Annotated in this window: 13 protein-coding genes; 8 read left to right on the top strand and 5 right to left on the bottom strand. The window is 45.3% G+C overall.

From position 1 onward, the window contains the following. Positions 1 to 110 precede the first annotated feature (110 nt). Positions 111 to 482: a c-type cytochrome gene (locus H509_RS0108250; RefSeq protein WP_036696742.1), complete on the bottom strand. Its 372-nt coding sequence runs from the start codon at positions 480 to 482 to the stop codon at positions 111 to 113. Positions 483 to 719: 237 nt separating this feature from the next. Here H509_RS0108250 and mutY point away from each other — a divergent pair, with 237 nt between their 5' ends. The 6 genes from mutY to H509_RS24670 all read left to right on the top strand — a co-directional run bounded on the left by mutY (position 720) and on the right by H509_RS24670 (position 7,127). Then, entirely contained in the window at positions 720 to 1,826 is a 1,107-nt protein-coding gene (mutY, locus tag H509_RS0108245; RefSeq protein ID WP_028544669.1) for an A/G-specific adenine glycosylase, read from the top strand. 185 nt (positions 1,827 to 2,011) lie between these two features. Further along, positions 2,012 to 4,783 (top strand): endo-beta-N-acetylglucosaminidase, encoded by a 2,772-nt coding sequence (locus H509_RS0108240; protein ID WP_028544668.1) that lies wholly within the window; start codon positions 2,012 to 2,014, stop codon positions 4,781 to 4,783. Between the two features lie 112 nt (positions 4,784 to 4,895). Next, complete coding sequence (gene def, locus H509_RS0108235; RefSeq protein ID WP_028544667.1) at positions 4,896 to 5,426, top strand: peptide deformylase; 531 nt, start codon at positions 4,896 to 4,898, stop codon at positions 5,424 to 5,426. A gap of 587 nt (positions 5,427 to 6,013) precedes the next feature. Further along, the gene (locus H509_RS27590) at positions 6,014 to 6,178 is read left to right on the top strand and encodes a hypothetical protein (RefSeq protein WP_157277555.1); all 165 of its coding nucleotides are present in this window, start codon (positions 6,014 to 6,016) and stop codon (positions 6,176 to 6,178) included. Between the two features lie 21 nt (positions 6,179 to 6,199). After that, entirely contained in the window at positions 6,200 to 6,466 is a 267-nt protein-coding gene (locus H509_RS27955; protein WP_028544665.1) for a hypothetical protein, read from the top strand. After that, on the top strand, positions 6,429 to 7,127 hold the full coding sequence (locus H509_RS24670) for an ABC transporter ATP-binding protein (protein WP_157277552.1): 699 nt from the start codon (positions 6,429 to 6,431) through the stop codon (positions 7,125 to 7,127). The genes H509_RS27955 and H509_RS24670 overlap by 38 nt, the downstream gene beginning before the upstream one ends. Before the next feature lie 275 nt (positions 7,128 to 7,402). Here the strand turns inward: H509_RS24670 and H509_RS0108210 are convergent, their stop codons facing one another. The 4 genes from H509_RS0108210 to H509_RS24665 form a co-directional block, all read right to left on the bottom strand. Further along, entirely contained in the window at positions 7,403 to 8,272 is an 870-nt protein-coding gene (locus tag H509_RS0108210) for a formylglycine-generating enzyme family protein (protein WP_036696796.1), read from the bottom strand. A 224-nt stretch (positions 8,273 to 8,496) separates the two neighbouring features. After that, positions 8,497 to 9,723: an ROK family protein gene (locus tag H509_RS0108205; protein WP_028544663.1), complete on the bottom strand. Its 1,227-nt coding sequence runs from the start codon at positions 9,721 to 9,723 to the stop codon at positions 8,497 to 8,499. Then, positions 9,716 to 10,315, bottom strand: coding sequence for a chromate transporter (locus H509_RS0108200; protein ID WP_245596005.1), 600 nt, complete (start codon positions 10,313 to 10,315; stop codon positions 9,716 to 9,718). The genes H509_RS0108205 and H509_RS0108200 overlap by 8 nt, the downstream gene beginning before the upstream one ends. Positions 10,316 to 10,413: 98 nt before the next feature. Further along, positions 10,414 to 11,058, bottom strand: a complete 645-nt coding sequence (locus H509_RS24665; protein WP_051286892.1) for a chromate transporter — start codon at positions 11,056 to 11,058, stop codon at positions 10,414 to 10,416. Positions 11,059 to 11,289: 231 nt separating this feature from the next. Between H509_RS24665 and H509_RS0108190 the strand changes: the two genes are divergently transcribed. After that, positions 11,290 to 12,846, top strand: a complete 1,557-nt coding sequence (locus tag H509_RS0108190) for an arylsulfatase (protein WP_028544661.1) — start codon at positions 11,290 to 11,292, stop codon at positions 12,844 to 12,846. 278 nt (positions 12,847 to 13,124) lie between these two features. Then, positions 13,125 to 13,685 carry a TetR/AcrR family transcriptional regulator gene (locus H509_RS0108185; RefSeq protein ID WP_028544660.1) on the top strand — a complete coding sequence of 187 codons (561 nt, stop codon included), beginning with the start codon at positions 13,125 to 13,127 and terminating at the stop codon, positions 13,683 to 13,685. The last annotated feature ends 66 nt before the right edge of the window (positions 13,686 to 13,751 follow it).

The following is a 13,751-nucleotide window of genomic DNA, read 5'->3' as shown; positions in this document are numbered from 1 at the left end:
GCTCGTTAGTCTAATTAGACTTTCGAGCACGTCCTTTGCTCATGGATTGCGTATTCGTAGAACAGATTGGTTTAACTGATGCGCTTACATTGCAGCAAGCATCGTCCCTTTTATTTCTTATCAGACAACCAGACCGCAATTTTCTCAATGTCAGCATCTTCAATGCTGCCACCAAGCGCAGGCATACGCTTGCCGCCATTTTTCACCGTGAGCACGATGTCGTCTTTTGTAAGCTTAGCGCCAATCTTGGAGATGTTGGTCTCTGCGCCCATACGTCCCTTCAAATCTGTCCCGTGGCACTGCATGCAGCGCTGCTTGTAGATAGCAACTACATCCTCTGGACCCTCCAGTGCTGCTGAATCGGCGGGTGCACTGTTGTTAGCGCCAGAACCCGCCCCGCATCCCGTCAATGCAAAAACAAGTACAATGGCACATGCAATGAGTAATTTCTTACTTCGCGGCTTAGGCAATGATTGAAGCATCGATATCGCTCCTTTGGATAGCGTCAATGATATTGATTACAGTATGGATAGGATAGGAACTAAAGGCAAGCTGTTCCGCAGATTGTTGGCAAAACGTTCACAACTGATACCATTCGTGTATAATGGGCGAAGGGTTTCTATCTGCAGGAAACAGCGTGACGATAAAGTTATCTATTTAAACCCATTCCTAGATTATATTATCCATTATGTATGTAGATATAAATGAAGGGAGCCGACATGGAAGAACAAAAACGATATTTTAGCCGTGAACTGCTGCGCTGGTATATGAACAATCGACGCGATTTACCGTGGCGACGACAGCAGAACGCTTATTACACGTGGGTATCGGAAATTATGCTGCAACAAACACGCGTGGATACCGTCATTCCCTATTTTAACCGGTTTATCGATAAGTTTCCGACAGCCACTGCTCTTGCTGATGCACCGGAAGAAGAGGTGCTAAAAGCATGGGAAGGGTTAGGCTACTACTCTCGAGCGCGCAATCTACAAGCCGCAGCACGTGAGGTAAAGGAGCGCTATAACGGGGAAGTGCCTGATGACAAAGCAGCCGTAGCTTCACTGAAGGGAGTCGGCCCGTATACGACGGGTGCGATTATGAGTATCGCATTTAACCGTTCAGAGCCAGCGGTAGACGGCAACGTTATGCGTGTGCTTTCTCGTTATTTCCGTCTACATGATGATATCGCCAAGCCGAGCACACGCCCGCATATTGAGCACATCGCGCAGGAGCTTATTCCAGAAGGGGAAGCCTCACATTTTAATCAGGCTTTAATGGAGTTGGGGGCGCTTGTGTGCACGCCTAAATCACCGTCATGTCTACCATGTCCTGTAATGGAGCATTGCGCCGGACGCATTGCAGGAGAGGAACTAATCTTGCCCATTAAGACAAAGGCCAAGCCTCCGAAACCAGAGCTTCGCTATGCGGCGTTAATTGTAGGGACGGGCCCAGATGAGGGCAAAATACTAATCCGCAAACGTCCGGATACGGGGCTGCTTGCCCGTATGTGGGAGCTGCCGCATCTGCTTGCACCCAAAGCGGCCCAACTCACAGGGCTGCCAGACAACGAGGCGATGGACATGCTTCGCGGAATGCTGCATGCGGATGGAATTGAGATTGAGCCTATAGAACGGCACATCGATGCGGAGCATACATTTAGCCATATTCATTGGCAAATGCGTGTGTTTCGGTGTAAAGGAATCAACACCCCTTCTATTTTACCGGAAGGATATGCTTATATCCGACCCGCCCAGATGGAAGGGTATGCGTTTCCGAACTTATTTTTACGATTGATCAACCAGTATTTTGAATATGAAGAAACATAAGCAAGTATAAATTAAAGAAAAGGTGTACTTATTTAAGGAGGTTGCTCGAACAGGAGTAATCTCCCTTTTTTTATGGGCTATTTTAACTATAATAGGAGGAAGATTATGTGGAAGCGCTAACATTGGTTTGTAACCGTTACCAAGAAGGTGCTTGCTATATTGGACATCTTAAGGGGGAGAATGACATGAAACGAATGAAACCTACTGTGTTATCTCGCAGCAGCATAAAGAAAAAGATCGGAATGGTTCTCGGCACCGCATTAATTGCTGGTACTTTGGCTGGCTTTGCAGGGCAGGCGCATGCCGCGCAGCCGCTGTCTTCCTTCTGGTATCCGGAAACATTACTAAGTTGGTCGCCTTCAACAGATAAAGACGCCGCCTTCAACCGCAGCACGGTGAAGCTGAATAAAGATCGTGTGCAAGGTCAAAAGGAAAATGCGAATGCCAAGACTGAGCCTAAAGTGATGGCACTGTCCGCGATGTACAAAAATACATCTGGTGCTCCTTCGCAAGGCAATGATAGCTTTCATGGGTATGCATTCAGCTACTGGCAATACATCGACAAACTAGTGATGTGGGGCGGTTCTGCGGGTGAGGGGATCATCGTGCCGCCAAGCGCAGACGTTATCGATGCGGGACATAAAAATGGTGTTCCGGTGTTTGGAACCGTATTCATGCCGCAAACGGAACATGGCGGGAAGTTCCAATGGACTAAACAATTGTTGCAGCAAAAAGCGGATGGCTCTTTCCCAGTCGCAGACAAACTGATCGAAGTGGCGAAGTATTACGGTTTTGACGGTTGGTTTATTAATGAGGAGACGCAAGGCGGAACAGCAGAAGACGCTAAGCAAATGCAGGCATTTCTGAAATACTTACAAAAAATCAAATCGCCTGAAATGGAAATAATATGGTACGATTCCATGATCGATGATGGTCCTGTAAAATGGCAGGGCGGTCTGACGGATAAAAACAAAATGTTCTTGCAGGATGGTGATCAACGTGTTGCGGATAACATGTTTATCGATTTCCGTTGGCAGTTCAAAAAAGAGGGCAGCTACGATTACATTACGCCATTTTTAAATTCGCCTGACAAAGCAAAGGCGTTGGGGCGCAGTCCGTTTGATTTATTTGCGGGCATCGATGTGGAAGCAGGGGGATACAAAGGCAAGTATAATTGGCCGGTACTTTTCCCGAAAGATGGCACTCCAGTCACATCATTAGGTATTTATCGTCCTGATTGGGCATTTAATGCTTCTAAAACTAACGAACAATTTATGGACAATGAGCAGATTTTCTGGGTCGGTGCAGACAAAAATCCAGTTCAGACCAAAGAAAATGATAAAGAATGGCGTGGTATCGCTAACGATATCGTAGGACGTACGGTCGTGACAGATACTGATTTTATAACCCATTTTAATACAGGTAATGGTAAAATGTTTAGCGTATTTGGCAAGCAAGTACGTGATCGTGAATGGTTTAACCGCAGCTTGCAAGATGTGCTGCCGACTTGGCGTTGGGTGAACGAGGAACAAGGCAATCAGTTGAAAGTAGACTTTGACTTTGATAAAGCATTTTATGGAGGCAGCTCGCTTAAAGCGGCTGGCAGCGTGACAGCTGGAGGCACATCCCATATTAAGCTGTACAAAGCGGAAGTGCCAGTTACAAATACTACAGAAATGACCCTAACTTACCAAGCGACTCATAAGGATGCCGCTGCTCTGAACATGGGGATAGCTTTGGAAGGTGCAACTGATCAATACGTTATTTTGAAACCAAAACATACGAAGCAAGCGGGCGCCAAGAGTGATTGGCTGACGGCAACTTACGATTTGTCGGCATATGCAGGCAAAAAAGTCGTCGGATTGTCTGTCCAAGTTGAAGGAAAGCAAGCTGTAAACAACTATACGGTTAACCTTGGTGAATTTACGATCCGAGATAAGAAGGTTAAAGCGGCGCAGGTTAAGGATGTTAAGCATGCAGCTATTATTGAAAATGATTTCCGCGACGGAATTTATGCAGATGCTCGTCTCAAATGGGACAACGCTGGCGAGGATGTTATGTATTACCAAGTGTACCGCGTGAAGTCGGACGGCACTCGTGAATTTATGGGAGCGACAGGTAATGACCATTATTATGTATCAGAAATGCGTCGCAATGGCCTAGAGAAGGAAACGAAGCTAGTCGTTGTTCCAGTGAACCGTCATTATCAGGAAGGACGTGCGGCAACAGTCGCTTTCCAATGGCCGGCTTATCCGTCTCCGAAGGCAGACTTTGAAGTAGATAAAACCTATGTGGCACCAGGTGAAACCGTACAAGTGACAGACAAGTCTACAGAGGTGACTAGTGAATGGGATTGGAGTTTCCCAGGTGGAACACCATCTTCGAGCAAGGATCGCCATCCAACTGTGAAGTATGCGCAGGAGGGTGAATATGAGATTACGCTGACGGCGAAAAATGAAGTTGGTCAGGACGTTGTTACGAAAAAGCTCATCACCGTTGATAAAGAAGCTGCGTTCCGCTCTGAAGACTTGGCGAAAGGCAAAAAGACAACAGCATCTTCCTTTGTGAATGATGGCGAAGCTCCGCAATATGCAGTCGACGGGGAAACGAAGACAAAGTGGTGTGCGGTAGGTAATCCTCCACATTGGATTCAGGTTGATCTTGGGGAGAGCTACGACCTGACGGAGTTTGTTATTCATCACGCGGAAGCGGGTGGAGAATCTGCATCCTTTAACACGCGGGAGTTCAAGATTCAATTAAGTGCAGACGGTGACAATTGGAAAGATGCCGTAGTGGTAAATGACAATACAAAAGGCGTGAGCAAGCATGCGATCGCCAAAACAAAAGCACGTTATGCGAAGTTGATTGTGGAGAAGCCAACACAAGGCGGAGACACGGCGGCACGTATATACGGGTTTGAAGTTAAAGGAATTGCTAATAAAGTGGAAGTGAAGTAATTCTGAATGAACGGAATGAAGAAGCGGGCTGCTGTTCAAGCGGCCCGTTTTTGTATATTTTAGTATACAGAGGGGTTTATATGTATATAGGTAAACAAAGGAGTTGGAGAGAATGACTATACGAACGATATTGCCATTTGGTGATCCGTTGCTGCGTAAGAAATGCAAGCCTATTACAGAGATGACACCACGCATCCTCACGATGCTGGGAGATTTGAAAGAGACTTTGTATGCAGATCGCGGTCGGGCGGGGCTCGCGGCACCACAGATCGGACTGCTGCGTCGTGCTGTTGTGCTGGATGTAGGCGAAGGATTTTGGGAGTTAATAAACCCGGAGATTGTAGATGCTGATGGAGAACAGGAAGGTATGGAGGGGTGTTTGTCCTATCCAGGATATTATGGGTTAGTGAAGCGTTTTGAACGGATAAAAGTAAGGATGATGAATCGCCAATTAGAAGAAGTGACTGTTGAAGCGAATGGTTTTCTGGCCACTTGTATGCAGCATGAGTTGGATCATTTGGACGGTGTTTTGTTTATCGATCGGATGGAGAGTGATTATTTGGTTCACGAGTCATCGCATGCACGTATTTCATTGCTAAAAGTGATTGAGCTTGCAAATCAAAATGTTTGTCATTTGAAATAAAGCAAGGACGGTCTGCCCTATTGATCCGCTTAGAGGGTGGGTCGTCTTTGTTGCTTGTGTTTGCTATTTATATTATTAGTATTATATTATATTATATTAATGAAATTGTAAAATATAACAATTTTCTTTTTGAAGTCGATAAGTCCTCTAAATCATTTCGTTACAAACAAGCTGTTAGTTGCAAAAAAATCTACTGTCTCTATTTTTATAATTCAAATAAGCAATCTGGCAGCTAATCTATCTCATGTATCCGCAATGACCTCACACCTCACGCAGGAAACATCCGTCAGCTCTCAACTAAGTACCTACGTCAGAAATAACCATATATTTTCGAAGCACTCGCTCTTACGTCTTTTTCCCTGTGCCGGCAAAGGTGGAAAGAGGGGGAACGCAGAGCTACGGCATATTATTTGTGTTTTGGATTAATGTATACCAAGATGGAGAGATTTAAGCTAATTGGCTTATACAGTGTTTGTTGCATGGTGGCGTTAGTATTATTTCTTAGATTAGATTTGTTAATCGGATCATTAATTGTTGTACTCCTTGGTTGGTATGCTAACTCAAATCAATTGAAATGAGGGAACCCAATGCCGCATCTTCTGCTTGTCATAGGACTTATCGGGTATGTTATTTTTCGTTCTAGTCCGCCGTATCATTATATTTTTGTAGCTGTACTGGTGCTAGGATTAGTGCTCGTTTTTACGAATAACAAAAAGAAAAAAGCCGCACAATCGATTAGTAAAGAAAAATAAGCTTAGCGTGGTGGACTAGAGATGTATACGATTGCCAAACGTGAATTTTTATCCTTATTTAAAAGCTTCAAGTCAGTTGCGATTGTGCTTTTATTTGTCGTTTTTGCTTTTTCCATATCTAACTTCGTAAAGAGTAACCCTACCCTCTTTTTGAATGAAAATTCAAATCCATACGTATCAGGTATCCGATTTTTAACGACTATATTTGGATTTTTATTTGTGCTGACACTCTCTCATGATGTGTTAAACATTGGACAGGATCAAGAATCAGATTGGAGTTATGCCTGACGCCGCCAATTACTATTATGAGATGACTGCGCTTAATCACATGATCTTTTTCTCTGAATTAAAGCATGCCAAAATAAAACCAGATCAGCTTGTCCACCTGTTAGAGCGCGTGGGGCTGAGTGGTCATGAACGCAAAAAAGTAAAAGGTTTTTCCTTTGGAATGAAAAAGAAGCTGGGCATTGCACAAGCTTTAATTGGGGACCCCGAACTGATTTTTCTGGATGAACCGACGTCGGGTTTGGACCCGGAATCTGTTGTTGAGATTCAACAGCTAATTCAAGAGCTTCACGCTCAGCAGAAGACGATCTTTTTAACATCACATAATCTCCATGAAGTAGAGAAGCTGTGCTCACGTATCGTTATTATGGAACAGGGGTTAATTACAAAGTACGGTTCAATGGAGGAACTAAAGAGTCAATACCGACAGCACATTGAGTTGTCTTTGAAGATTGGGCCGATTTTAGACGAGCATGTACAAAGTATACAGCAAGAGTTGTCCCCGTACTGTACAGATTTGGCGATTGAAGGGTCAGAGCTGACTTGCTCTGTCTCTAGTGAGGATCACATTCCACGAATGGTGCATGCTTTAGCCAAAAGAGAGATCGATATTTATAAAGTGGTTCCTAAGCAAGTCACATTAGAGGATATTTTTTTTGGATAAGGGTGAATTCTATTGTGTTCACTACGCGCTAAGTGAACGACGATTTGATCCCATTTTTTAAGTGGGCAATAGCAAGAGGCTACATATTGCGACTTCTACCTGGAATTGTACCGGGGAGAAGTCGCTTCTTAATTTCCGATACCCATTTGCTTTATAGGTACATTCGTGTAGGAATGCTCACTCACAACGTAGAAACCTGCTATGTTGTGAGAGCCTTCCACATACACGTTCATTCCTTGCTGACAGCTAGATGCTTGGTATCACTATCATTTTGACTATAGTAAATCGACGGCGACACGGAAGCCGATATTTCCGCTAGAGCTATCTGGCGTATTGCTGCTGCGTGCGGCAACACGGTAACGGTTGCAGTAGGATTGATGACACAAATAAGAGCCGCCTTTCATTAAGCGGCTGGTTCCGTGGGCTGGGCCATTTGGTCGTTCGCTCGACCCACGGTGCATTGGATTGGAAGTGAACCAATCCGAACACCACTCCCATACGTTTCCAGACATATTATAGAGTCCGTAGCCATTAGGTTTATACGTATGAACAGGGCAAGTTCCTGCATAACCGTCGCTTGCATGGTTAAGGGTTGGGAATACACCTTGCCAAATGTTGCATTGGTGCTCTCCGTCTTGCCGCAGCACGTCTCCCCACGGATAACGCTTTCCTCGGAGCCCGCCTCTTGCTGCTGTTTCCCATTCGATTTCCGTAGGCAAGCGTACACCGGCCCAGCGGCAATACGCTGTGGCATCGTTCCAGGATATATGAACGACAGGATGATCCATTCGGGAGACGATCTCACTTCCTGGTCCTTCTGGCTGCTTCCAATAGGCGCCTTCTACAGCCAGCCACCAAGGGGTTTGTGGTGGCGTGCCGATGATGTTGGCCTGTTCAAGAGAGGGGAGCAGCAGATGGAAGACGTACGACCAACCAAATCGCTCGCTCTCCGTTACATACCCTGTGGTGTTCACAAAAGCAGCATACTCCTGATTGGTGACTGCATAGGGTGAGATTCGGAAGCTTGCAACTGCAACCTCGCGCGCAGGCCCCTCGGCATCTGCTATAAAGCCTTCGTCTCCATCTGTTCCGAGCCAATAGTTGCCCGCAGGTACAATGGGCCAACGCTCAACTGGAACAGGCATAACCGCTTGCTCAACAACAAGCGGTTGCTCTGGAGATGTGATACCGCAGGGCACTTGTATATTGGATATTGCTGCACGAGTCGATGAGCAGCAAGCCGATGGTGTCGGTCTTTTGGCTGCTTTTGATCCTGTTTGACGATCCAAAGGAACTACCTCCTTCCCGTTTCAGTTCTCTAATACGTATCGCAACTGAAGAGAGCTTGTGTCGAGCAGGAATTGCTGTACTACTCTGTTAATTTGTCGATAACGATTAGCGCAGCACCTACAGCTAATGCTTCCTCACCATAACTTCCTTTGCTGAACACGACCTGATAATTCGGGTAATGATAGGTTTTGCGTATGGCGGTCTGTGTAGCCGTATAAAAAAATAAATCATGTGAGGTCATTAAAGGTCCGCCGAGCACGACTTTCTCTGGATGTAACACATTCAGCAAATTGGCTAACCCGATGCCAAAGTAAGTTGCAGCTTGGGTGACAATTTCAGTTGTAAGCGGATCACTAAGCCGCAGCGCCTCCATAACATGGCGAAATTGTACAGGCTCGTCGCGGCGCAGCATTTGTTGCAAGCAGCTTTGTCGCCCCATGCGAATATGGGCATTCATTTCGCGCTCAATGGCATAAATGGTTGCGTATGAATCAAGACAGCCATAATTCCCCTCTGGTGTGCGGAAAGGAATGCCATCAGCTTGAATAATCATCTGGCCAAGTGATCCTTCCATGTCCACAGCGCCGTAGATTAATTTACCGTCCGACATCATGGCAGAGCGCAGACCAATGCCTGCGTGGACATACAGCATATGCTGTACATTTTTGGCCCGATTTGCCCAAGATTCAGCGATAATGGCTGCGTTTGCTCCATTGTCTAACAAGACAGGAAAGCAAAGTTCGCGCTCCAATTCTTTAACGATCGGAACATGCTTCCAGCCAGGAGCGGCAAACCATTCTGGTTCTTCGATGACGCCTTTGAACCGATGAAGCGGGCCAACAGCTCCTACACCAAGACCAATCACATGCTCGGTCTTGAGTTGATGCTCGTCTATCCAGACCTTAATTTGTTTAACTACCTCTTGAATCAATTTCTCGGGCGTCGTGTCCTCATTCATCTCCCAGACGCACGTATCCAGCTTGTTTCCAGCCAGATCAAGCAGCACGAGGCGAGAGCTGACACGTGAAATATCCAACCCGAGACTGTATCCATAATCAGCACGGACCCGATATAAAATGGGGCGTCTTCCACCTGTAGAAGCGCCGAAACCACTCTCTTCAATCAGTCCCAGCGTGACAAGTTCTTCTAATACACGAGTTAGCGTGCTAACCGTTAAGCCGCTGTCAGCAAGTAGATCATTTTTAGCAATTTCATGTTTACGTCTTATCCGGTGGAACAATTCTTTGGCCTTAGGAGAAGGCAGTCGTTCCGCAAGTTCGATTCGACGGGTTGGTCCATTAAGCATATATAGCAATCCCCACTATTCCTGATAATAGGATGACGGTTATAGGATGCATTCTGAATTTCACTAGACCGAGCAAGGAAAGTGCAAATATGACGATACTAGCATAAGTGCGAATGGAATAACCTTGGACAATCTCGGAATGCATCGCCATATTAACGGCCGCGTACGCCACAAGTGCGATCACAGCTGGCTTCATACCGCCAAGTGCAGCTTGCACCCATTGATTATCATACATTCGATAGAAAATAGTGGCAACCAAAAACATGATCATAACGGATGGCAAAATAATACCAAGTGAGGCAACGAGACTGCCAAACCATCCGGCAGCTGTAAAGCCTACATATACAGCGATGTTCATCGCTACAGGTCCGGGAGCCATGCCGGCAAGTGCGACGGCTTCCGTATATTGTTGAGCTGACATCCAGTGGTGGACAGCAGCTTCATATTCAATGACAGGCAGCATCGCATAGCCGCCGCCGAACGAGACAAAGCCCAATTTTAAAAAGGTCCAAAATAAGCTCCATAACATAGCAAGGCCTTCTTCCTTTATTCTGCTGTGATCGCCCGTCAATAATTGATACACGCTTGACATTGCTGACTACGCCGTCCTTCTGTGTAATAATTCAACAGCTCATATGTTGTTTGAGAATGCACAGGCGTATTTAAGATTATCCATGAAGGAAACATAGCTCAGCGAGCAGATGAGGAGGAGTGATACGTATTATGATCTTTTAATTGATGTTTTTTAGTAGAATGGCGTCTCAAAAAACGATTACGCATGTACGCTGCGCTTAGCCCAACTAACGAACCGAGCAGAAGAATAATTAACGGATTAATGGCTGTAAGCAACAGCAATAAAAAGCATATAGCTACCAAGATCCAAGCAAGCATGTTGTTGAGTGTTTGACGTCCCATTCGGATGGCGGCATAGGCGATCAGCGCAATAACGGTAGGTTTGATACCTATAAGTGCTGCCTGCACCCATGGATAGTGGCTATAGTGGGCTGCACCAAGACACATCATCAGCATGATAGCGATCGTCGGTAAAGAGATACCGATAACTGAAACGAGCAGTCCAGGTAGGCCAGCGATACGGTAACCAACTAAGGAAGCGACATTAATGCCAATGCCTCCAGGGGCAGCAGCCGACAGGGCTGTGATCTCGCTCATTTCATCTTCTCGCAGCCATTGGCGGCGTCCTGTGATTTCCTTATCAATAATCGGCAGAATAGCGTAGCCTCCACCGAAAGTTGTTGGCCCAATTTTCAAAAAAGTAATAAATAAAGGGATGCAAAGCAGCAACTTGGAAATTGGAGGGGTAGATGGTTCTGACATAGCGTACCCTTCTTTCCTGTTAAATAGTGACGAGAGCTAAATCAAAGTTAAAGTTGTACATTAAGTATACCTCACTTAATTTCATAATGATATAAACTATTTGTGAAATAGGTTGTTTTATTGTGGATAAATCTAATTTGGTGTCAAAATAGAGCTTAATAAGTTTACTTAATTTCAAATTGGGTGTTAAATAAAGATAATAGTAGTGTAATGAGGACAGGGGGATAAGAGATGACAACTTCAAGCGACAGCTCACAGCGCCCCAATGTGCTGCTGATCACGGTTGACCAAATGCGCTTTGACTGTCTTAGTATAGCTCGCCATTCGGTCGTAGAAACGCCGAATCTGGATGAGCTGGCACGTACAGGTGTCCGATTTGATCGTGCATATTCGGCTACACCAACTTGTGTGCCTGCACGCGCGGCCATATTTACAGGCCAAAGTCAGCGCAAGCATGGTCGTGTAGGTTATCAGGATGGTGTCCCGTGGAATTATGACACGACACTTCCTGGTGAATTGGCTAAGGCAGGCTATCATACACAGTGTGTTGGCAAGATGCACGTTTATCCTGCACGCCGCTTATTAGGTTTTCACAACGTAATGCTGCATGACGGTTATTTGCATCATAACCGCAATCGCTCTCATGTGGCAGCAAAGGATCATTATGATCAGGTGGATGACTACCTGAATTGGCTGCGTGAGCGTGTACCAGGAGCAGATCTGACGGACTTGGGATTGGATTGCAACGCCTCCACAGTAGCAAGACCATGGCACCTTCCTGAAATGCTGCATCCGACCAATTGGACCGTCACTCAATCGATAGACTTCTTACGTCGTCGAGACCCTGATAAGCCATTTTTTTTGTGGATGTCGTTTGTGAGGCCGCATCCGCCATTCGATCCGCCGCAAGCATATTTGGATTTATACTCAGATGTTGAATTTGAGGCACCAGCAGTTGGCGATTGGGCGGATTGGGACGATGCCATGCAGGAAGGATTGAATCCAGTTACATTCCGTGGTAAAGTGCCGCAGCGTCGTCTAAAACAAGCAATGGCTGCCTATTATGCACTGATTACGCACATTGACCATCAGATTGGACGATTTTTACAAGTACTGAATGAGTATGGAGAATTAAACAATACGATAATTATGTTTACTTCTGATCATGGGGAGATGCTTGGCGATCACCATTTGTTCCGCAAATCGATGCCTTATGAAGGAAGTGCTCGGGTGCCATTTATCGTAAACGACCCGAGCGGGCGTCTAGGCTTGAAGCAAGGTGCGGTTGTTAGCGATGTGATTGAGATGCGGGACATTATGCCGTCGTTATTGGAGGCAGCAGGCGTACCGATTCCATCGAGTGTCGATGGGCAAAGTATATGGAAGCTTGTACAGCCTACTGAGAAGACGGATGCTTTAAATGAAGGAATTGCCGTTAATGAGCGGTCGGAATTGTCAGGACAAACACAAAGGATAGAGGCATCAACTTGGCGTTCCTATTTGCACGGTGAGCAAGCACAAGGAGATGCGTCGAATCAATGGCTGACCAACGGGAAAGAGAAATATATTTGGTTTTCCCAAACAGGCGTAGAGCAATATTTTGACCTGATTCACGATCCGCTTGAACTTCACAATGCGGTTCATGATGTGAATATGACAGAACGTGTAGCTTACTGGCGAAATATTCTGGTTCAAGAATTGTCAGGACGTGAAGAAGGGTACAGTAATGGACAAAAATTGATTGTAGGCTGCAAGCCAATTGCGACCTTGGCCCACGTATACGAATAACGGCGTTTCATGAGAAGCGAACAATTTGATAAAGAGCAGAGCGTTTTTGATATTAGCATCTTGATGATGACTCCGCTGTATACTTGGTATATATGGATGGAAGGACGTAATCGACTAAGTTGAGCCGATACTGTTGAGGTGTTGGCTCAGCTATGGTTAAGCAGAGGTTGCATGGTATGACCCAATTAAGCTATAATAGCCTCATTGAATTGTTACTTATAAAACTATAAATGTTTTAAGAGTTTTATGTGTTGTATTAGGAGGTGGAAGAGACATCAATGCGTGAACGAATAATGAAGGCATTTGTGGATGAGATATTGGATAAAGGCATGAAGTTTACAATGGATGATCTGGCACATCGACTAGGGATTAGCAAGCGAACTTTATATGAGCACTTTCCATCCAAGGCCGAAGTGCTGGATGCAATCGTAGAGCAGGCACTTCACGAGTCTGAGGTAAGAGCAAAAGAAATTGTGCAGGACAGTTCGTTAACTGTGCTAGATAAAATTAGAGCGGTGATGACAGTGCTGCCGAGTAATTTTGAGCTAGTGGACAATCGAATATTGGATCAAATGAAACGCTTATTTCCCGCGCAGTGGGAAAAGATCGATCGTATGCTCAAGGACGATTGGGCGATGCTGCGTGAGTTAATTGAAGAAGGTATGGAGCAGGGTGTTATTCGTAAGCAGAATGTTTCTTTTTTAATAAAGTTAATAACAGATGCTGTTAATTCTACATTGGATCAACGATTTTTTGCTAAACAAAATATTTCATTGCCAGAAGCGATGAATTCGATTGCAGATGTGATTTTGTTCGGACTGGTACCGCGAGATTGCTGATGAAGAAGTTCTGGGTATGTATCAAGGTAAGACACAAAGGAATAGAATCGTAAAAGTTGGAATGCC

The organism is Paenibacillus taiwanensis DSM 18679, assembly GCF_000425125.1.
GTDB classification, from domain to species: domain Bacteria; phylum Bacillota; class Bacilli; order Paenibacillales; family Paenibacillaceae; genus Paenibacillus_B; species Paenibacillus_B taiwanensis.
This window is presented reverse-complemented; position numbering and strand designations above follow the sequence as displayed.

Bases quoted from the DNA above. Each gene is read 5' to 3' on its own strand.
- H509_RS0108240 (WP_028544668.1), top strand. From the start codon at position 2,012: ATGAAACGAATGAAACCTACTGTGTTATCTCGCAGCAGCATAAAGAAA.
- H509_RS0108190 (WP_028544661.1), top strand. From the start codon at position 11,290: ATGACAACTTCAAGCGACAGCTCACAGCGCCCCAATGTGCTGCTGATC.
- def (WP_028544667.1), top strand. From the start codon at position 4,896: ATGACTATACGAACGATATTGCCATTTGGTGATCCGTTGCTGCGTAAG.
- mutY (WP_028544669.1), top strand. From the start codon at position 720: ATGGAAGAACAAAAACGATATTTTAGCCGTGAACTGCTGCGCTGGTAT.
- H509_RS27955 (WP_028544665.1), top strand. From the start codon at position 6,200: ATGTATACGATTGCCAAACGTGAATTTTTATCCTTATTTAAAAGCTTC.
- H509_RS0108205 (WP_028544663.1), bottom strand. From the start codon at position 9,723: ATGCTTAATGGACCAACCCGTCGAATCGAACTTGCGGAACGACTGCCT.
- H509_RS0108250 (WP_036696742.1), bottom strand. From the start codon at position 482: ATGCTTCAATCATTGCCTAAGCCGCGAAGTAAGAAATTACTCATTGCA.
- H509_RS0108210 (WP_036696796.1), bottom strand. From the start codon at position 8,272: ATGCCTGTTCCAGTTGAGCGTTGGCCCATTGTACCTGCGGGCAACTAT.
- H509_RS27590 (WP_157277555.1), top strand. From the start codon at position 6,014: ATGCCGCATCTTCTGCTTGTCATAGGACTTATCGGGTATGTTATTTTT.
- H509_RS0108185 (WP_028544660.1), top strand. From the start codon at position 13,125: ATGCGTGAACGAATAATGAAGGCATTTGTGGATGAGATATTGGATAAA.
- H509_RS24665 (WP_051286892.1), bottom strand. From the start codon at position 11,058: ATGTCAGAACCATCTACCCCTCCAATTTCCAAGTTGCTGCTTTGCATC.
- H509_RS0108200 (WP_245596005.1), bottom strand. From the start codon at position 10,315: ATGTCAAGCGTGTATCAATTATTGACGGGCGATCACAGCAGAATAAAG.